Source organism: Acinetobacter sp. YH1901134 (assembly GCF_013416965.1).
Taxonomy (GTDB): domain Bacteria; phylum Pseudomonadota; class Gammaproteobacteria; order Pseudomonadales; family Moraxellaceae; genus Acinetobacter; species Acinetobacter amyesii.
Window position 1 is genome coordinate 245363 of the sequence record NZ_VPEW01000001.1, and the last position, 18853, is coordinate 264215.

Annotated in this window: 21 protein-coding genes and 1 riboswitch; of the genes, 7 read left to right on the plus strand and 14 right to left on the minus strand. The window is 39.5% G+C overall.

Annotated features, from left to right (window positions below; translation table 11 throughout):
* Positions 1-83: 83 nt before the first annotated feature.
* Together FTV50_RS01160 and FTV50_RS01165 are read right to left on the minus strand one after the other, a co-directional pair.
* Positions 84-1721 (minus strand): PT dipeptide repeat lipoprotein, encoded by a 1638-nt coding sequence (locus FTV50_RS01160; RefSeq protein WP_180023217.1) that lies wholly within the window; start codon positions 1719-1721, stop codon positions 84-86.
* A gap of 70 nt (positions 1722-1791) precedes the next feature.
* Positions 1792-2187 carry a hypothetical protein gene (locus FTV50_RS01165; protein ID WP_078192198.1) on the minus strand — a complete coding sequence of 132 codons (396 nt, stop codon included), beginning with the start codon at positions 2185-2187 and terminating at the stop codon, positions 1792-1794.
* 152 nt (positions 2188-2339) lie between these two features.
* On the opposite strand from FTV50_RS01165, the gene FTV50_RS01170 reads away from it, so the two are divergent.
* The 3 genes from FTV50_RS01170 to FTV50_RS01180 all read left to right on the plus strand — a co-directional run bounded on the left by FTV50_RS01170 (position 2340) and on the right by FTV50_RS01180 (position 5031).
* Positions 2340-3536: a cupin-like domain-containing protein gene (locus tag FTV50_RS01170; RefSeq protein ID WP_180023218.1), complete on the plus strand. Its 1197-nt coding sequence runs from the start codon at positions 2340-2342 to the stop codon at positions 3534-3536.
* 66 nt (positions 3537-3602) lie between these two features.
* Entirely contained in the window at positions 3603-4415 is an 813-nt protein-coding gene (locus tag FTV50_RS01175) for a DUF6502 family protein (protein WP_180023219.1), read from the plus strand.
* Positions 4393-5031, plus strand: a complete 639-nt coding sequence (locus FTV50_RS01180; protein ID WP_180023220.1) for a hypothetical protein — start codon at positions 4393-4395, stop codon at positions 5029-5031. Before FTV50_RS01175 ends, FTV50_RS01180 begins: the two co-directional genes overlap by 23 nt.
* A 61-nt stretch (positions 5032-5092) precedes the next feature.
* Here FTV50_RS01180 and FTV50_RS01185 read toward each other — a convergent pair whose 3' ends face one another.
* The 6 genes from FTV50_RS01185 to rpoD all read right to left on the minus strand — a co-directional run bounded on the left by FTV50_RS01185 (position 5093) and on the right by rpoD (position 11683).
* Positions 5093-6514 carry an APC family permease gene (locus FTV50_RS01185; RefSeq protein WP_180005059.1) on the minus strand — a complete coding sequence of 474 codons (1422 nt, stop codon included), beginning with the start codon at positions 6512-6514 and terminating at the stop codon, positions 5093-5095.
* A 265-nt stretch (positions 6515-6779) separates the two neighbouring features.
* The gene (locus FTV50_RS01190; RefSeq protein WP_180023221.1) at positions 6780-7964 is read right to left on the minus strand and encodes an iron-containing alcohol dehydrogenase; all 1185 of its coding nucleotides are present in this window, start codon (positions 7962-7964) and stop codon (positions 6780-6782) included.
* A gap of 3 nt (positions 7965-7967) precedes the next feature.
* Complete coding sequence (locus FTV50_RS01195; RefSeq protein ID WP_180011534.1) at positions 7968-8501, minus strand: hypothetical protein; 534 nt, start codon at positions 8499-8501, stop codon at positions 7968-7970.
* A gap of 75 nt (positions 8502-8576) precedes the next feature.
* Complete coding sequence (lipB, locus tag FTV50_RS01200; protein WP_180023222.1) at positions 8577-9236, minus strand: lipoyl(octanoyl) transferase LipB; 660 nt, start codon at positions 9234-9236, stop codon at positions 8577-8579.
* A gap of 142 nt (positions 9237-9378) precedes the next feature.
* Positions 9379-9666, minus strand: coding sequence for a YbeD family protein (locus FTV50_RS01205; protein WP_078192402.1), 288 nt, complete (start codon positions 9664-9666; stop codon positions 9379-9381).
* Between the two features lie 127 nt (positions 9667-9793).
* Complete coding sequence (gene rpoD / locus FTV50_RS01210; protein ID WP_180023223.1) at positions 9794-11683, minus strand: RNA polymerase sigma factor RpoD; 1890 nt, start codon at positions 11681-11683, stop codon at positions 9794-9796.
* A 399-nt stretch (positions 11684-12082) separates the two neighbouring features.
* On the opposite strand from rpoD, the gene FTV50_RS01215 reads away from it, so the two are divergent.
* Positions 12083-12292: a PA3496 family putative envelope integrity protein gene (locus tag FTV50_RS01215; RefSeq protein ID WP_078191373.1), complete on the plus strand. Its 210-nt coding sequence runs from the start codon at positions 12083-12085 to the stop codon at positions 12290-12292.
* 67 nt (positions 12293-12359) lie between these two features.
* Entirely contained in the window at positions 12360-12884 is a 525-nt protein-coding gene (locus FTV50_RS01220; RefSeq protein WP_078191372.1) for a YecA family protein, read from the plus strand.
* An 80-nt stretch (positions 12885-12964) separates the two neighbouring features.
* Here FTV50_RS01220 and FTV50_RS01225 read toward each other — a convergent pair whose 3' ends face one another.
* From FTV50_RS01225 to FTV50_RS01245, 5 genes are all read right to left on the minus strand, one after another.
* Entirely contained in the window at positions 12965-13381 is a 417-nt protein-coding gene (locus FTV50_RS01225; RefSeq protein ID WP_180023224.1) for an ABZJ_00895 family protein, read from the minus strand.
* Between the two features lie 124 nt (positions 13382-13505).
* Positions 13506-13916, minus strand: coding sequence for an ABZJ_00895 family protein (locus tag FTV50_RS01230; RefSeq protein ID WP_111885304.1), 411 nt, complete (start codon positions 13914-13916; stop codon positions 13506-13508).
* Between the two features lie 20 nt (positions 13917-13936).
* Positions 13937-14548 carry a DedA family protein gene (locus FTV50_RS01235; RefSeq protein ID WP_180023225.1) on the minus strand — a complete coding sequence of 204 codons (612 nt, stop codon included), beginning with the start codon at positions 14546-14548 and terminating at the stop codon, positions 13937-13939.
* Between the two features lie 366 nt (positions 14549-14914).
* Positions 14915-15211, minus strand: a complete 297-nt coding sequence (locus FTV50_RS01240) for a hypothetical protein (RefSeq protein ID WP_180023226.1) — start codon at positions 15209-15211, stop codon at positions 14915-14917.
* A 194-nt stretch (positions 15212-15405) separates the two neighbouring features.
* Positions 15406-16338, minus strand: a complete 933-nt coding sequence (locus tag FTV50_RS01245; RefSeq protein WP_180023227.1) for a rhodanese-related sulfurtransferase — start codon at positions 16336-16338, stop codon at positions 15406-15408.
* Positions 16339-16526: 188 nt separating this feature from the next.
* Here FTV50_RS01245 and FTV50_RS01250 point away from each other — a divergent pair, with 188 nt between their 5' ends.
* Together FTV50_RS01250 and FTV50_RS01255 are read left to right on the plus strand one after the other, a co-directional pair.
* Entirely contained in the window at positions 16527-17015 is a 489-nt protein-coding gene (locus tag FTV50_RS01250; protein WP_168378110.1) for a DUF1289 domain-containing protein, read from the plus strand.
* 63 nt (positions 17016-17078) lie between these two features.
* Positions 17079-17690, plus strand: coding sequence for a LysE family translocator (locus tag FTV50_RS01255; RefSeq protein WP_180023228.1), 612 nt, complete (start codon positions 17079-17081; stop codon positions 17688-17690).
* 88 nt (positions 17691-17778) lie between these two features.
* On the opposite strand, the gene ribB is transcribed toward FTV50_RS01255, so the two are convergent.
* On the minus strand, positions 17779-18438 hold the full coding sequence (gene ribB / locus FTV50_RS01260; protein ID WP_078191365.1) for a 3,4-dihydroxy-2-butanone-4-phosphate synthase: 660 nt from the start codon (positions 18436-18438) through the stop codon (positions 17779-17781).
* Positions 18439-18541: 103 nt separating this feature from the next.
* A riboswitch (FMN riboswitch) is annotated at positions 18542-18695 on the minus strand.
* Positions 18696-18853: the final 158 nt, after the last annotated feature.

The following is an 18853-nucleotide window of genomic DNA, read 5'->3' on the forward strand; positions in this document are numbered from 1 at the left end:
TCAATAATTAATGTCCTTGATGCCGAGACATCAAGGATATGGAAAAGTTCAAGGACTTTTAAAAGCTCAAATTACCTCGTAAATTAATCAATTAAATTAAAGTCACTCAGTTCTGTTTGTAGATGTTTTGGATTATTTGCAAATAGAAGTTGACCACTGGTGTATAACCAACCCAATTGACCTTGCTGCTGAAGACGTTTCAGTAAGACGTCGTTAAATGTCGACGTTGCAAAGACAGTTTCACTAAAGACTTTAAACTCACCGACATTAGTGTTTTCACTGTCTTTCATAAACAGCATGCCGTTTTTGGTGGTTGAACTCATATCTAAAGCACGGCTGACTAAGCGGTAACCGTCTTTAGCTTGCTCATCGATCATCTCCTGTAATTTTATGCTGCGCTCTACACTATTGCTGCCGGTTGGGTAAGTTTTATAGCGATAGCTGTAAGTGCCATGGTGTGCGCTGCTATTTATACAGGTTGCAACTTTAGGACTATTTTGTTTGCCGTTCAGAATTTCAGGACGAAAACCTGTGTAATAGCTTTTGAATTGAATAATACGGCAGCCTTGGGCACCCAGTGTATTGAGCATAGTTTCCAGTTGCATTGGGTCTACGAGCGGGGAAACATAGCCGCTGTCGTAAGTATATGTCGCGGTATCATTTTCCTTCTTAATAAAATAATCTTTGAAATTCAGGGCATTGGTTGGTCTGACGCTATGCAGGTATTGATAGCCTGATTTGCCTTTTTCATTTAACTGATTACGCCATGTAAAATATATGTCAGCGATAGAGGGTGCTGTACGGTCTGCAACAATATGATTGAAACGCGTATTTTCATTGGCAAGTTTCATGTAGTTATTAACATTACCATTGTCCAGGGTTTGAGTATCATAGCCAATTAACTTATAACCGCTTTGTCCCATTGTATTGAGCTGAGCCAAGAAGTTTACTGTGTCGGTGGTATTAATAAAATTCTCAGACTTAAAATCTGCAGTTGTGATTTTGGTTTTTGGTTTTAAATTGGTGAAGAATTCATTGGAATTTTTTGTATAGCAGCGGCTGTCCTTGAGTGGGTCGGTAATTAGCCCTCGTTGCATGATGATATAGCTTGGATTTGAAATCGTCGCGTTAATTACACAGAAAGAATTATTATTTAAAAAAGTTAAGACACGGTTGCTCGTCGCGCCACCTCTGACTGGTTGAAACTTAATCGAATGATATTCAAAGTTATTTAGTGTTGCAGCCGGCTGTATTTCACTCATGACCATGTCATGAAGTAATTGATAGCGTTTGGAAATAAATTCACCGCTGCAAGTTTTACTTGAACTATTGTGTACCGCATATTTTAGTTCTTCGTTCAGTGAACTGACTGAATTTTCACTAGTTTTATGAATTGAAATTTGTGGCAAATCACAATTACTGTTACCGAGGGCAGAGTTCCCTTGAATCCATTCTCCTGTGAATTTATCCGCTACAGTTGTTGGTGTTGGTGTTGGTGTTGGTGTTGGTGTTGGTGTTGGTGTTGGTGTTGGTGTTGGCGTAGGTGTAGGTGTAGGTGTAGGTGTAGGTGTAGGTGTAGGTGTAGGTGTAGGTGTAGGTGTAGGTGTAGGTGTAGGTGTAGGTGTAGGTGTCGCGCCACCATCATTGGAGCTTGATCCACCACAGCCCACCAATGTCGTAAATACAGCAGCGATAATGCTGATTTTGTGATTATTATTCATGACTAGTGCTCAATAGAGTAAAGTTGTTATGTACGGCTGATGCGGTTGTATAAACATTTAAAATCAAGATTTATTGAACAAGGTGTGATTCAATCCAGCCATTGCCATGTTCTGTAGTGACTTCGATCAAACCTGTTTTAGTCATGTTTCCCGCAAAAATAATATCTGCATTTTTTGACAGTTTATTAATGACTTGGCTCGATTTATCGGCAGTTTGATAAAGCGGTAGATTATTAATTTTAGGTCTGAGTTGCTGTCCCATGCTGAAACCATTTGCAGCATAATTTGAGTTAGTCGTGGCCCGACTACCTGTCCATTCTTTTGCGGTATTCGATACTTCTTTGGATGTTTCATTAAATTGATTCAGTGTATTTCTTAAATCACGCATGGTATCGGCAAAACCTGCATATACCGGTATTGAAGCTAAAGACAGACTGCTAACAATGACTAAATGACGAATTTTCATGAACTTTCTCCTTTACTTTGTTATGTCATTCCGCGTGATATCTGACGGATTCATAACATTCGCAGTGTTTAAATAATTATAAAATGCGAAAATTTAGCATTTTTAAAATAGATCATTTATACTTCACTTGTAAAGAGGGTGGAGTGGTGAAAATGAATGTAGAAAGCCAGAGTGAACATCTAAAGCAAAGTAAAAATTGGTATCAGTCCTTACCGACGGAATGGCAAAATTGGTTGAATGAAAATATTGAAAATGGTTGCGATGTACAGAAAATAAGTCTAATTTTACAATCACATGGATTAAGCCCAAGGGCGGATCAATACTTATTTTCTGATGCAGACCAACTTTCAGAACAGCTGCAAAATGAACTTTTGGACTACAGTCTTGAGGGCTTAGAGACAGATGAAATTTTAGAAAAAATTAAGCAAAAAAATATTTCAAATCATTTGATCATTCAGTTTTTAAAGCGTGTAAACAATAACGTAATTTTTAAAAAACTGAAGCAAGTACAGCAACAGCAGAATAAACAGCGTTGGCTATTACAGGTGATGGGTCAATTGAATCAATTGAACGACCATATTTCATCCACAATCGATTGCATAGAAACACCTGATTTTGAAACATTTATAGAGCGGTATTATAGCCAGATGCGACCGGTCATTTTAAAAGGTGGGATACAACATTGGCCTGCATTGCATAAATGGAGTCCTGATTATTTTGCAGAGCATTTTGAAAATGAGTTGGTTGAAGTCCAGATGCATCGTGAGCAGCATCAAGATTTTGAAAAAAAATCGGTACAACTGAAACGTATTATTTTGATGCAAGATTTTGTCGCACAAATTAAAGCCACTAAGCACAGCAATGACATTTATTTAACTGCGAATAACGCCGCTCAAAATAAGCAATTCATGCAAAAGATTAGTGAAGATTTAGGTGACTTCGCCAAAGCTTATTGTCAAAAAGAGATCAAAAATCGACATTTTTTATGGTTTGGCCCTGCAGGCACATTTACACCACTGCATTATGACTTAACCAATAATATGTTGGCACAAATCTATGGACGTAAAAAAGTGACTTTGATTCCTGCATGGCAAATGCCGTATATGTATAACGATCAGTGGGTATTTAGTGAAGTTACAGATTTAAAAAAGGCTAATTTTTCTCAATATCCATCGTTGAAAAAGGTCAGACCTATTGAGTGTACATTGAATCCAGGAGAAACCTTATTTATCCCAATTGGATGGTGGCATAGCGTTGAAAGTTTGGATATATCGATCAGCGTGTCATTTACGCATTTTAATGTAAATAATCATTTTTTTACTGAATATCCTCAAGATCTCATCAGATAAAAATTGTGAAGTAGATTAAACAATGCGAAAATTTCACTTATGCAGTCTAATTTTCATGGCAATTCAATGAGCAAACTTCTCACTAATGAGGCAGATCAAAATTTACAGCAAGTATTGGTGCTGATGAATGAGCTGAGCCAATGGCTGATTCGCTCAGGTGTGGGGTATACCGAGTTTACTGCTGCATTGAAACCGGTTTTTTTCCAACAAGCTGTACATGAGTTAGAGCGTATCGATCAAAAACCGACGATTTCTGCGATCAGTTTACTTTCTGGTCTACACCGTAAAGACGTGACTGCTTATAAAGAAGTGATTTCTGAGGGTAAGGATCTGACTGAAGCGACTGTTTCTGAGCCAATTAGTGTGCCATCACGTGTGATTGGTTTATGGTTAGCAGAAGGTTGGGGGGATTCTTTACCATTTAGCAGTGAGTCAGAAAATAGCTTTGAAATGCTGGTGAAAAGAATTTCAACAGAACGTCATCCGCGTTCGGTACTCAATGAACTTGTTCGTTTGGAAATTGCCACTGAAAAAGATGGGCAGGTGTATTTACAACAACGTCGTTTTATTCCTGATCCTTCGCAGTTAGAAGCACGTAAAATTTTAACGCGAAACGTTCAAGCGCATTTAGAAGCAGGTTTGCATAATTTATTGAATCCTGATGAAATGCCATACTTAGAACAAGCCATTTGTGCTGACGAATTAACAGAAGACTCGATTAATAAATTACATGAAATGAGTTTAGAGCTTTGGCAAAAATACTCACTACAACTTTTAAAACTTGCCGCGGAGCGTTGCGAAATGGATGAGGGAAATCCTGAAGCAAATCGTGTATTTCGCTTTGGAGTTTATCAACATGATACGAAAATTAAACTTTAAGACTTTAACCCTTTGTGGCTTGATCAGCGTTTTAGCGGGTTGTGACATAGAGTTTTTTCGAAGTGGTGGGGTTACAATTGAAGGTACAGGTGATCCAATCATTGATATCGGTCATGCAGGGGATGGCCGCGGAACAATTATCTTGGGGACACGATATTTAGAGTTTTCAGCTTCCGTGCAGGATTCTTGTTATGGCGTGGAACGTAAATTAGCCTTCCTCAATCCATTTGATCGTCAGTCGATTGACACAAAAACGTATGTAGAAATACCTGCTGCCCAAGCGGATCTTAATTCGCAAAATGTTCAATTGATCTTAAAAAATACCAATAGCGTACCAGTCACCATTCATTTGCAATGTGATATGCCATTAACCATGCAATTATTCGAGCAGGTTAGACCATATTTTCCAAAACAAGTATGTGATACACCTATAGATATCAAACTCTATCCACAACAACAGCATATATTTGAAGCAGCTGTAAATTTAGAGACTGTTGAAGATGGTATATGGTCACACGGTGATGGAGCATCGGTTGAATTAAAAGGCAATACACCAGACAAGTGTGAAGAAATTTCAATTCAATTTCAGCAATCTAGAAAATCCATACAACCTTAATTGGTATATTTAAAACAAAAAAGGCGCTTTAAGCGCCTTTTTTGTTTAGAGATAAACTTGATTAGAATTTATCATCAAATTCGTTATGTTGCGGTGCAGGGTGTTTAAAACCTTTGGTTTTGTATGCTAAATAACCAACACCAATAACAGCCCAAGCTAGTCCTAGTTTAAGTGCCATCTCATCAATTTCTAACCACATTAGGAATACACTGGCAAAACCAAGTGTAGGAATAATCACATAGTTAATGATTTCCTTTAATGATTTAGTTCTTCCATCACGTAATGCATAACGTGAAATTACAGAAAAATTGACAAAACTGAATGCAGTTAATGCACCAAAGCTGATTAGGTTAACAATATGCTCAAGATCAAGGAAACCCGCAGTAAGTGCAACTACACCAACAATTAAAATATTATAAGTTGGTGTGTGGAGTTTAGGGCTAATATGACCAAAAATCTTTTTGTTAATCACACCATCACGGCCCATGACATACATTAAGCGTGATACACCCGCATGTGCCGAAATACCTGAAGCAAGAACGGCGATAACTGCAAAATAGAGCACTAGATTTTTGAATGCAATACCAGTAATTGCGGTTAAAATTGTTGTGTTGCCAAGCGCTTCCAGCATTACCGGTTGTGATTCATCCAATGGATTAAAATACAAATTTGCATTGCTAGGGAAAAATAGCTGGATAAAATATGTGCTGACAATAAATATAATGCCGGCAATTAATGCGGTTGAGAAAATTGCTTTAGGCAAGGTTTTTTCAGCATCTTTGGTTTCTTCCGCAAGTGATGATAATGCGTCAAAACCTGTGAAAGAAAAACACAAAATTGTCGCACCGCCAATTAAAGCACCAATCGTGGTCATTTCATTCCAAAAAGGAGCAAGTGACCAAAGTCCAGCTTTATCTGGATTTAAAGTGCCATCTGCATAAACACCTTGGGTAAGGAGTAAGTAAACTTCATAAACAAAGTAGAAGATTACCCCTAACTGTACGAACACTATAGTACTGTTAAAGCGAGCGACAAAACGTGAACCAAATAAATTGATGACCGTCATAATTACAGTCAATCCAATTACCCAAATCCAGTTATTTACATCTGGGAATAAGGCTCTTAGATAAATATCTGCCAAGATAATGTTGACGAGAGGTGAAAGTAAATAATCTAGCCAAGATGACCAGCCAACCATGAAGCCAACGTTTGGGTGAATGGATTTTTGAGCATAGGTATACGCAGAACCCGATGATGGATAGCGGCGGATCATATGTCCATAACTGATTGATGTTAAAAGAATGGCCACAAGTGCAAAAATATAAGAAGTTGGGACATGTCCTTGACTTCCGTCTGATACCAAGCCAAAAGTATCAAATAAGGTTAGAGGCTGAATATATGCCAGACCAATAATGATGATATGCCACAGCACAAGATTTTTTTTCAGTTTTGCTGCAGATTGAGTCCCAGAGTAATTTGTCAACGGCGTTATCCTCTTATCGTTGATCAAGGATCAGTCATATTCTAAGGATCGTTTGAGACGAACGATCCCCCCTACGTTTTAAAACAAAAGTGCGCCAATCTACTCCAAATTGGTACATTTTGTCAGTAACTTTGAAATTATTTTTAGCAGAAATTATGCCAGTTTGATTAAAAAATAACTGATATTGCGTTCTGCAAGTGAAAAGCCCGATGTTTAAAAAAACATCAGGCTTAATTTTTCGCTATATTCGCTTATTTTTCAGCAATTACCAAGCTTTTTTTAGAATAGTTTTGAGGTCTTCTAAGCTGGCTTCTTTAGGATTATAAATAATCGATCCATCATTCAGTGCTTTCTCTGCCACTTCATCTAATTGAGCTTCAGTCACTTTACCTGTTTCACTCAAAGTACGTGGTAATTTGGTCAAACTAAACAAGCGGTCACGCATGGCTAAAAGCGTTGAAATAGCTTTTTTAGCGCGGAGGTTGGCCGGTGTTTGTGCATAAATATCAGGACCAGCCAGTGGTAATAGCAATTCAGCAATCTTATCGCCATTCACTTCTTTGTTGTATTCCAACACATACGGCAAGAATAAATTCATGCATAATCCATGGGGCAGGTGAGCAACAGCACCTAAAGCATGACCCAATGAGTGGACTAATCCAACCATCGAATTCGAAAATGCAATTCCTGCCATTGTAGACGCTTGTGCAAGTTCTAAGCGCCCATGTGCATCGCTGGTATTATCTAATACACCAAATAAGCTATTGCTAATTTTCTTGATTGCGGCAGTTGCATAGGCATCTGAAATCGGGTTCGCCGCCATGCACGTATAGGCTTCAATGGCATGCGTCATCGCATCCATCGCTGTCATTGCTGTAAGATGGGGTGGCAAAGTTTGCGTCATGCGTGGGTCAAGAATTGCTGCATGTGGCATCAAATAATTCGATGCAAAAGCCATTTTGACATTCTTTTCAGGGTCAGAAACCACAGCGACCATGGTCACTTCTGAACCTGTACCCGAGGTTGTTGGAATAACAAAAAATGGTTTTAAAGGTTTTGGTAAGTTGTGCGCACCTGAGTATTTCAGTAAGTCATCACCACCTTCAGATACCAAGATGTTGGTTGCTTTAGAGGTATCAATCACTGAACCGCCACCGACGGCAATAATGGCATCACATTGGTTGTCGCGGTAAAGTTGAGCCGCTTTACGTACGGTTTCTAGACTTGAGTCTGGCGGAACATCATCAAAAATATAGCCAATCACCGTCTCGGTACTTTCAAATGCCGCTTCAATCGGTGCAAGTAATTGATTACTGCGAACGCCTTTGTCAGTAATGATCATGGGGCGTTTAGCACCCAAAGTAGACAGTTCGAATGGAATGTGTTCTAAAGCAGCATGGCCAGCAATCACTTTTACAGGACAGAAAAATTCGTAATATGGTTTAGCCATGTGTTATGCGCTCCGTTTTAAATAAGACTGGGCTACTTTTAAATAAATATTTGCAGCACCGCTCAGTTTTTCTTTTAGGCTTAAATGTGTTGGATATTCTTTGACAGCCAATTCAGCCACCAATTTAGGTAAAATTAACGCTTCCATTTTGTTGAGACAACGCACCAGTCGGATGGCATAAGACAAATCACCATCGGCGATCATGCGGTCATTGGCAAAGGCTTGTGCGGTACTTTCTTGAAATGAGAAGACCAAAAAGGCATGATTCAAATGCTTAAACGTAATGGTTAAGTCAGGCTTTTGAGTGCCGGGTGTGAGGAGTTTGAGTTGATGGTCTTCCGTGACTTGCGCGACAAATGCAGCACCATTAGGAAAAACATTCATAGATAAAATAAAATTAACTGGAAATTTAGCAACTTCTTGTTTAATTTCTTCATCGACCTGGCTCGCCATGACCAGACCTCTGCCAATCACATCCATCATGAGTTTGACATAGGCCTGCTGGAGCGCGGGTTTAACGGATTTAGTTGCAATCACGTGTACATCCCTTATCTATAATTATTAATTTAGAGCTTTTACTCTAAATTATTTTATTTGAGAAAGCAAAGTCTTTTATAGTTGTTTGACTGTTACGTCTTTAAAGTAACCACTGTTTTTCAAAGTATCAATGATATCGACGCATAAGTTTTCAAATTTAGGGTAATCTTGCACCAAATCTTGTATACGAACCATTTCTAATCCAGCATAGCCACATGGATTAATGGTATGAAAACCAAATAGATCACAATCGATATTCAGTGCCAAACCGTGATAACTGCGGCCTTTACGAATTTTAAAACCGAGAGAACCAATTTTGCGTTCTGCAACATAAACACCGGGTGCATCAGGCTTGGCATAAGCGTCGATGCCGTACTTTTTCAGCAGTTCGATCATCAAGTTTTCTGCATAGGAAACCAGCGTACGCACGTTCCAACCTAAGCGATTTAAGTCAAACATGAAATAAGCGACCAACTGACCCGGTCCATGCCAAGTGACTTGTCCACCACGGTCTGTTTGTACCACAGGGATGTTACTTTGCACCAAAATATGTTCAGGCTTGCCAGCTTGCCCCTGAGTTAATACATCGGGATGTTGCAATATCCACAGCTCATCGGGTGAGTATTCATCTCGCTGTTCGGTGAGAGTTTTCATCTCTAAAAAGCGGTCTGCATAAGGGGTAAGGTGGTTATATTGACGAATGATTAATTCGGGTTTTTGAACAGTTTCAGTCACGCGTGTTGCGTCCTTTATGGTCAAACATAGAGTTTTATTATAATGAATTGGCAGAATAATGGGGGCGTTGAACGGTGTGAGTTGTAATTTAATGCTCTATTTTCACATAAAAAAACACGCTCGAAAGCGTGTTTTTCAGTACTTACAGTGCTGTCTTAATTAATGGACAAGCTGCAAGGTCTGCATAAACTGCGTGAACTTGTTCAAGCTCTTCAAAACGAAGATTTGCTGTTACTGAATGGTATTTACCTGTACGTGAAGGCGTTACAGTCATTTCACTGCCGTCAAATTCAGGAAAATGTTTAACGAAAATATCATTTACTGCCTGACGGAGTTCCGCGCCTGCAAGACCAATCAGTTTAATTGGATAATCCATCGGGAACACCCAAAGATGCTCTTGCAATTCACGTGAAGGAGCGCGATTAGTCATATCAGTCATGGGACACCTCATTAGTAAAAATACCTGCAATGAGCAGGTATTTTGTATTGTTTTGCTACATGCTCATATTATGGGGGAGAACCCCCCATATTCAAGCCTGCATTATCCTATAGATAGATTAGTCATTCTCAAGGAAAGAACGTAAGTGTTCAGAACGAGAAGGATGACGTAATTTACGTAAAGCTTTTGCTTCAATCTGACGAATACGTTCACGTGTTACGTCAAACTGCTTACCAACTTCTTCTAGAGTGTGGTCTGTTGGCATATCGATACCAAAACGCATTTTCAAGACTTTCGCTTCACGTTCAGTCAAGTTTTCAAGAACTTCACGTGTTGCTTCTTTTAAGCCTTCTGACGTTGCAGCGTCAATAGGAGAGGTGATATTACCGTCTTCAATGAAGTCACCAAGATGCGAATCTTCATCATCACCAATTGGTGTTTCCATTGAAATTGGTTCTTTCGCGATTTTAAGCACTTTACGAACTTTCACTTCGTCCATTTCTAGACGTTCACCTAATTCTTCTGGTGTAGGTTCACGACCCATTTCTTGAAGAAGTTGGCGAGATACACGGTTGATCTTGTTAATGGTTTCGATCATGTGTACTGGAATACGAATAGTACGTGCTTGGTCGGCAATAGAACGCGTAATCGCCTGACGAATCCACCAAGTTGCATAAGTAGAGAACTTATAACCACGACGATATTCGAATTTATCCACCGCTTTCATCAAGCCGATGTTACCTTCTTGGATCAAGTCGAGGAATTGCAAACCACGGTTGGTGTATTTTTTCGCAATCGAAATTACCAAACGTAAGTTCGCTTCAACCATTTCCTTTTTCGCACGGCGAGCTTTCGCTTCACCAATCGACATACGTTTAGAAATGTCTTTGATGCCTTTAACATCTAAACCAAGTTCTTTCTCGATGTCAGCGATTTTTTGTTGGAATGCCAGAACGTCAGGGCGGACTTTTTCAAGATAGCCTCTCATTTCTGCAGGTGCTTTAGCAATTTGTTCATCTAACCAAGCAAAGTTAGATTCTTGGCCTGGGAATGACGTACGGAATTGAGTACGGTCCATACGACCACGACGTACTGCATAGCGCATAACTTCACGTTCAGAAGTACGGATTTGGTCATGGGTATTACGAATCAAATCAGAGATGATGTCGAATAAACGTGGTGTGAATTTGAACATCATGAACACAGTTGCAAGTGCTTCAAGTGCAGCAGCAGCTTCTTTACTGTTACGACCATGTTTTTCAATCGCGGCTTTAGTGACTAACCATGCTTGTTCAAGCTCAGTGAAACGTGCTTTAGCAATTTCAGGATCTGGACCAGATTCGCCTTCAGAATCATCATCACCTTCAGACTCTTCTTCTTCATCGTCATCATCAAGTTTGACATCTTTAGTTGGCTTGTTGGTTGACGCTTCATCTTCATCGATCTCAGAATCATCTTCATCGATCACTTCTGGGATGGCTTCGTCAGATTCTGGATCTAAATAACCAGAAAGAATATCCGCTAGACGGCGTTCACCCGCTTCATAATCTTTGTATTCTTGCAGTACAACTTCGACTGCATTTGGCCAATAAGCAATAGAATGTAAAACGTCACGAATACCTTCTTCGATGCGTTTTGCAATGCTAATTTCGCCTTCACGTGTCAAAAGCTCAACTGTACCCATTTCGCGCATATACATACGCACAGGGTCAGTGGTACGACCGGGTTCATTTTCAACAGATGCAAGTACAGCAGCGGCTTCTTCTTCAGCAACTTCGTCAGTCGCTTCGCTGCCACCTTCAAACATTGTATCGTCAGTTTCTGGTGCACGATCATGTACCGGAATACCCACGTCATTCAACATCTGAATGATGTCTTCAATCTGTTCACTTTCAGTGATTGAGTCCGGGAGATGATCGTTAACCTCGGCGAAAGTTAGGTAACCTTGCTCTTTGCCTCGGCTAATCAGAGCCGCTACTTGAGAAGTAGGGGAAGTCATATCGCTCATCTTTGCTTACTCTTCGTTGAATCTGTGGCAGTAAAAAACGGTGCATTTTAGCACGATCGTCTCATTAAATCTTGTTAATAGCTGGCTTATCCCATTAGGACGGTACAGCATCAAGCTGTCCAATGAGATATTAAAAATTTAAATTCAGTAATTTAGGTGGGGCTGAAATTGTTGTTTTCAAGTTCATCCCATGCATCGATTATTTTACGAGTCATCTTTGACTGTCATAAAAATGAAGGACGCAGGGTGGATTATATCATGCCACAGGTTTTGGTAAGAAAAAAAGACCTATTTTTAAAGTTTAGTTGTTAAAAAAACAAATAAAACTTGACAATATTTTATATCCCATATAAATAGCGGCTAGACCCCTTCAATTTTTTTCATTATGAGGTAGTTTTGGTGTCTTCTACAGATTTTGAACTAGATGATAACTACGGTGATGATGATGTGAATTTCGATGAGGCCAGTGCAAAAACTAGCGCGAAAGAATCGTTAGAAAAGCGCCGACTTATTGATGACCTTCTGGCTCAGCGCCGTCTTGAACGTGAGCTTAAAGATTTTGATTACGACATCGACGATGACGATGATTTTGATGACGAAGAAGACTAAATAGCGATTTAGCATAGCGTTTGAAAATGCTATGCTTACGCATTAAGTTTCTAACTCTGGATTTGAAATGAGTGCTTTAGATTTAGACCTTTTGAGTGACTATCTAGACGGCGATGACAACGAGCATGGTCTAGATTTTGCAGCGACTCATGGTTTTTTATGTGCAATTGCAGTAGGCCCAGCTTTTGATAAATGGCTAGACGAACTTTTTGATAACAATCAGAAAAAAGTACCTGCTGAAATTATAGCACAAGTAAAAGCATGGCTCGAATCGATTCGTCAGAATCTTGCCAATGAAGATGGTATTGAATTTCCATTTGAAATTGAAGAAGCCGATGTTGAATCAAGTCTTGGTGACTGGAGTGTTGGCTTCGTTGATGCCATGTTCCTAAACGAAGATGCATGGTTCACCGACGAGTTTGAAGAACAATTGGTAGATTTAACTTTGCCAATCATGGTGTTCAGCGGCATTGATGAAGAAGATCCACAAATGGAATCTTTCCGTCGTAATGGTCAGTTGATGGATGAACTTGCAGAAGAAATCCCAACCAATTTGAACGAATTATATTTGATGTATCACACACCAAATTAATTTCGACGAAATTTAAAAAAAGCACCTTGGGGTGCTTTTTTTAGCGCTATACCTTTTCAATTCAAAGTTAGTCTAAAGGCTTAACTACGTTTGGCTTTTAAGAAGCTCTTTGCCATCCATCCAAAAGATAAAGCCAACATGAGATAATGGATGAATAAGCTAAAGCTGATAGCAAGCAGCCAGACCCAAGCGGGTAATTGCGTTAGCGCCATTTGAATAAAGGCTTGGGTTTCAGGGAAGATCAAGAGACAAATGACAGTCGCGACGACACTAATCAGTACGGAAGCTAAAATACAGCTCCAAATCAAAGTTCGCTTTTCTAACTTATTTGGCACTCGCTGATGGTCTTTAACAAAGCTAGATGCTGCAGCAAGACCGCCAACGATGAGACAGGTAATAGATGAACCACCAGGTAAATCAAAGAAAGATTCGATGGCTGCGACAGCAACCATGGCGAGTGCATAAGCAATGCTAAATGTGATGATGTATTTTTTCATTATTTAATGTTCATGTTTTCATTATATAAAGTGCGAGTATAACTTACCTGAAGTGTCTTCACTGAATTTTAACTTTCATTGAAGTGGTGATGATTTAAATTTTAACGCAATACATTGAAAAAATTTATAATTTTTTAGCGCAATAGTCTGCATACCAACCATAGGCAATATGAAATATTGTGCCATGAATGGCGACCAAACAAAGCATAACCACAGCAGTTAGCCCGATGCCTGCATGATCTACAGACTTCATAATGCTTTCGGCATTGGGATTCATTAGCACCAAGAACAGCACAAAAAAGCTACCAATGATGATTGCAACGGCACTGGAGCCCCAAACCAGTTGGATCTTTTCATGGTTGCTAGGCACACGTTGTTCTTTCTTTACAAAATGCCCAACGCTGATTAATGCACATGCCACCAATGTAGGAATTAATGTAATACCACCAAGATTTAATCCAAAAATTAATACGGTAATCAAAAGCACCAAGGCGATGCTATAAACAGCAGCAAAGTGTAGGAGATAGTGTTTCATTTAAGCCCCAAAAACAAAAATTAACGAGGTCGACGTTGATGTCGACGGTACAAAATCCAACTAATAATGATGACTGTGATCAGAATAATCAGATGGCCAACTTTACTAAATATTTGCTGCATTAACTGCTGATTTTCACCTAAATAAAAACCCATACAAGCTAAAAAAGTGGTCCAAATAATCGTACCTAAACCACTATAAAACATAAACTTCCAAAATGGCATGCGGCTCATTCCAGCAGGAATACTAATGAGAGAACGCACAGCTGGAATCATCCGGCCGAAAAATACAATGCGGTGACCGTATTGCTCAAACCATGCTAGAGATTTTTTTACATCTGTCGATTTGATAAATAAATACTTTCCATAGCGATCGACGAAGTGAAAGATGGATTCATGCTTAAATTTATAACCAATCCAATATAGCAATGCAGCCGCCAGTAAAGAGCCGACACAACCTGAAATAATGACACCAATGAGCAGTAGTTGACCTTGGGAGGCAGAATAGCCAGCCGAGGGCATAATGATTTCTGAGGGGATTGGGGGGAAGACATTGTCAAGAAACATGAGTAGGGCAATACCGAGATAACCCAATTGTTCCATGATTGAAATGATCCATTCAGTTAAAGTCATGGTAGCTAAGGCAGAGAAAAGGTGTATTTATCCTATGTTGAAAAGCGCAGTGGGTAAAGTTCCGTTTTAAATATTCCTGAAACCACCTAAGCAAAAACAACAAATATTGAGTTCATCTTGTATTAAGTAGCATGTAGGCTTAATGAGAAGGAAAATGTATTAATGTGTGAGGGCATTAAGCAATGCTGAATGATATAAGGCTGAATAATTGAAAGGCTTAGATCATAGTTTTTAAAGTACTGAGTGTACGCTGCTCAGTTTGGATTTTATTTTTGATTTTTGGCGCTTTAGCAGCTTTAAAAATCGTTTTATGTACTGAACAGCGTAGGACAAAGTTGCAATAAGTAGCGTTGCAAGGTGCATAAATTAATCATCATGTTCCATATTTAATAGTGTGTGAATATAGACTTGGCGTAAGCTCAGAGATAAAGCAAATGGAATCACACAAAGTCCAAGAATGTTGAGCATAGTGGGTTGTAAGTGCAATGTATAAGCAATAAATAAGGCAAAAATTGCACCAATGCATGTAGCAACACTGACTATCAAAATATGCGACTGTTGGTTAAGGAGGTGTTTTAATTCTCCTACACTTTCTTTTACACGGGGAGCGGGTAAAGCAAGGCGCCTTGAGGTTGCAATTGGAGAGTTGATTAATTTTGGCATAATGCTTTCCTTTTCAATTATCTATAATGATTTTCTCGGATCAATTGATCAGAATAAGCATAAATGCGCGAACTGATTCTCGTAAATAACCAGATATAGTTATTTTGTCAAAAAAATTAAGTCGCTGTTGAGAATGCGTAAAAAAAGCCCTAAAAATAGGGCTTTTATTTATATATCGTTACAACAAATTTTCCTTAGAGACGCTTACGTTTTGCTGCCACAATTTGTGATTGACGCATACGGAAGCCTGCTTTTTGCTGTTCAGTAGTTTTGTCGATACAGTAATTGCATGATACGCCGTGTTCGTAGCTCGGAAGTTCAACTTCAGCAGGAGCCAGTGGCCAACCGCATGCGTGACATTTGATATTTTCGCCTTCTTCCATACCGTGAGTGACAGCAGTACGACCGTCAAATACGAAACATTCACCTTCCCACATGCTTTCTTCAACAGGGGTTTCTTCTAAATATTTTAAGATACCGCCTTTAAGGTGATAAACCTCATTAAAGCCTTCTTGAAGTAAAAGTGAGGTTGATTTTTCACAGCGAATACCGCCTGTACAGAACATGGCAATTTTCTTATCTTTATGCTGCTCAAGCTCTTTTTTCACGTATTCAGGGAATTCACGGAAAGTCTCAGTTTTCGGGTCAATCGCACCCTTAAATGTACCTGCTTTGTACTCATAGTCGTTACGTGTATCAATTAGGATTACGTCATCACGTGTAATTAGTTCATTCCATTCTTTAGGATCAAGATAGTGACCGACTAAATCACGTGGTTTCACTTCCACACCTAAAGTCACGATTTCTTTTTTCAGTTTGATCTTCATTTTACGGAATGGTTTATCCGTACTATGCGATTCTTTGTATTCCATCGCATTGAAGCCTTCATTGAGAAGGAATTGATGGATGATATCTACAGATTTACGGTCACCGGCAACAGTACCGTTAATACCTTCACCTGCCACAATTAGAGTACCGCAAAGGTTGATGGTTTTTACCAAGTCTAAAAGACGTTGTTGAAGATCGGCAGGATCTTGAACTTCTTTGAATTGATAAAGTGCGGCAACAACCCAACCAGAGGTCGCTTGCTGTTCTACAGGTGCAAGCTGTTCTACAGTAGCGTTCATGGAGTACTCCAAATGAATAAACAGGATAAAAATTAAGGCGCACATTCTACCGTGATTTGGATGAATAAGCGAGTAAAGCGATGGCTTTTAACCACACATTTGATCATAACTTCATTTCAGTAGTTTTAGCGTGTATAGTCATGCCGAGTTGTTTTTATCCCATAAATATTGATTGAATGGAGCCGGTTTTGAGTACTGATCGTCGAATTGCCTCGTTAACCCCATGTGCAGGGCGTTGTTCTACGGTATTTGGTGATTCAGTCTGTCGTGGTTGCCGCCGCTTTAACCATGAAGTCATAAAATGGAATACCTATACAGCAGAGCAACACACGGCCATTTGGTGTCGTTTAGATGCACAATTAGATCAAATTTTAATACCGATGTTGCCGCAAGCAGATATCATCCATGTCGAAGGCTTTGTCTTGTCTAAGCGAGTTCGCTTACGTCCAGATGCAAGTAAAGGCCGTAAACTGTATCACGCACTCAAGCTCTGCGAAAAAAACCGTCATTTCACAGATGAAAGTGGACTCGGGATACATTACAAACAGGTGCGACCGTTGTGGGATGAATTTGAGCGTCGTGTTTTAGCACTCGCCACAGCCAGCTATGATTTGGCATTTTTAAGAGCAGATGCCATTCGCTTGCATTTATTGCAAAACATGGATGAAGAGGACTAAGTCCTCTTTTTTTATTTATGAAATTTATCGTGATGTAAAAAAAATAAGTGAAGGAATCTCAGCGTGAATTATTCGGAGTACTTTTTATATTGTGTGGCAGTCATCGTAATGATTGCAACACCTGGACCTGTCATGCTGTTGGTCGCAAGTTCAGGTTTACAAGGCGGATATAAAAAGGCATTTCAAACCATTGTCGGGACAAATTTTGCGTCACTGATTTTGATTGTGCTGTCAGTGTGTATTTTAAAAGGCATTTTAAATGTTAATGCGCATTGGCTCGATGGCATCAAAATACTGGGTTGTTTATATATTGCTTATATTGGATTTGATATTTTAAAAGAAGTAACTATACAGCCCACTGCACAATCTCTGCAGTTAAAAGCAGCACAAGGGGGTTTTAAGCAAGGACTAATTGTGGGGATTTCAAATCCTAAGGATATTATTTTCTTCGCGTCATTTTTTCCGCAGTTTGTAGGAATTACTCCTCATCTTAATCTGAGTTTAATTGTGTTGACCCTGAGTTGGATTGTTTTAGATTTCGCAACCTTGTCTTTTGTGTATTTGTCTTTTCATCGATTGTCGAAATCACGCTGGTATAAAAAATTGTTGGCACTGTGTGGGTTGATTTTAGTGGTAGTTGCCATCTACGGGATCTATAGCATATTCACGGTTTAATTCTTAACTTGAAATGTGCAGTAAAAAATAAAAAAGGCTGATTCAATCAGCCTTTTTTATGAACGTGTAGAGCTTTAATTAATTCGCACTAGAGATTGTGCTGTAAACGATATTGCACAATTTCTTCAATGGTGAGTACAGTCAAATGATGGGTTTGTGCATACGCTAAAACTTGTACGCCATTCGCCATTGTGCCGTCTGGGTTGGTTAATTCACACAAAACACCTGCAGGTTTTAAACCGGCCAGACGTGCCAAATCAATAGTCCCTTCAGTATGTCCACGACGGGTCAATACGCCGCCTTCACGCGCACGTAAAGGAAAAACATGACCCGGACGGTTTAAGTCACTAGCCACAGCACCATCTTTAATTGCGGCTTTGACTGTAGTTGTTCGGTCTTTTGCTGAAACGCCAGTAGTAACACCTTCCGCAGCTTCAATGGTGACAGTAAAGGCAGTTTTAAAATGGCTAGAGTTATCAGACACCATGGGTGGAAGTTCTAAATGATTGGCTTGAGCATCGGTTAAACACAGGCAGACAATTCCTGAACCGTCACGAATCATACGTGCCATGGTTTCTACAGTGAGTGTTTCTGCAGCAACAATCAGGTCGGCTTCATTTTCACGGTCAAAATCGTCCATGACTAAAACAGGCTTGCCTTGACGAATGTCTTCTAAGGCTTGCAGCATGCGCTGTTCTGCAGGTGGAAGGGCAGAAAAGAAAATTTCGGGTTGAATTAAACTAGACATTGAAACGCTCGCGTAAATTTTAGATACGGTTGAACATTTCAGGACATGTGAAATAGTGGCGTTACGATATATATTGAAAATGATCAATGATATAGAGATGTGACGTCGTCTTCTTTCATCCGGACTATACCGTCGGCTCAGGTATTGCACCTGATCTGCGAATCGCGTTTAAACGATTGGCTCGTGGGCTTTTTGCAGGGCTTTCAACCCAGCAAATTTACCACCGGTGGGGAATTTCACCCCGCCCTGAAGCGATGTGTCTTGAGTATAGACCTGTTTGAGTGATGATGGGGGATTATTGCTTAGAATCATTTGCAAAATTTTAGATAAGTAAAGTTATAAGATTGGATTTGTAAGCATTTATATAAAGTGTGTCAAAGCATGCTATCGTGCCGATAAATCAACCATGATTGCA

Coding starts and splice junctions, on each gene's coding strand:
- FTV50_RS01160 (WP_180023217.1), bottom strand. CDS start 1,721: ATGAATAATAATCACAAAATCAGCATTATCGCTGCTGTATTTACGACA.
- FTV50_RS01165 (WP_078192198.1), bottom strand. CDS start 2,187: ATGAAAATTCGTCATTTAGTCATTGTTAGCAGTCTGTCTTTAGCTTCA.
- FTV50_RS01170 (WP_180023218.1), top strand. CDS start 2,340: ATGAATGTAGAAAGCCAGAGTGAACATCTAAAGCAAAGTAAAAATTGG.
- FTV50_RS01175 (WP_180023219.1), top strand. CDS start 3,603: ATGAGCAAACTTCTCACTAATGAGGCAGATCAAAATTTACAGCAAGTA.
- FTV50_RS01180 (WP_180023220.1), top strand. CDS start 4,393: ATGATACGAAAATTAAACTTTAAGACTTTAACCCTTTGTGGCTTGATC.
- FTV50_RS01190 (WP_180023221.1), bottom strand. CDS start 7,964: ATGGCTAAACCATATTACGAATTTTTCTGTCCTGTAAAAGTGATTGCT.
- FTV50_RS01205 (WP_078192402.1), bottom strand. CDS start 9,666: ATGACTAATCGCGCTCCTTCACGTGAATTGCAAGAGCATCTTTGGGTG.
- rpoD (WP_180023223.1), bottom strand. CDS start 11,683: ATGAGCGATATGACTTCCCCTACTTCTCAAGTAGCGGCTCTGATTAGC.
- FTV50_RS01220 (WP_078191372.1), top strand. CDS start 12,360: ATGAGTGCTTTAGATTTAGACCTTTTGAGTGACTATCTAGACGGCGAT.
- FTV50_RS01225 (WP_180023224.1), bottom strand. CDS start 13,381: ATGAAAAAATACATCATCACATTTAGCATTGCTTATGCACTCGCCATG.
- FTV50_RS01230 (WP_111885304.1), bottom strand. CDS start 13,916: ATGAAACACTATCTCCTACACTTTGCTGCTGTTTATAGCATCGCCTTG.
- FTV50_RS01235 (WP_180023225.1), bottom strand. CDS start 14,548: ATGACTTTAACTGAATGGATCATTTCAATCATGGAACAATTGGGTTAT.
- FTV50_RS01240 (WP_180023226.1), bottom strand. CDS start 15,211: ATGCCAAAATTAATCAACTCTCCAATTGCAACCTCAAGGCGCCTTGCT.
- FTV50_RS01245 (WP_180023227.1), bottom strand. CDS start 16,338: ATGAACGCTACTGTAGAACAGCTTGCACCTGTAGAACAGCAAGCGACC.
- ribB (WP_078191365.1), bottom strand. CDS start 18,438: ATGTCTAGTTTAATTCAACCCGAAATTTTCTTTTCTGCCCTTCCACCT.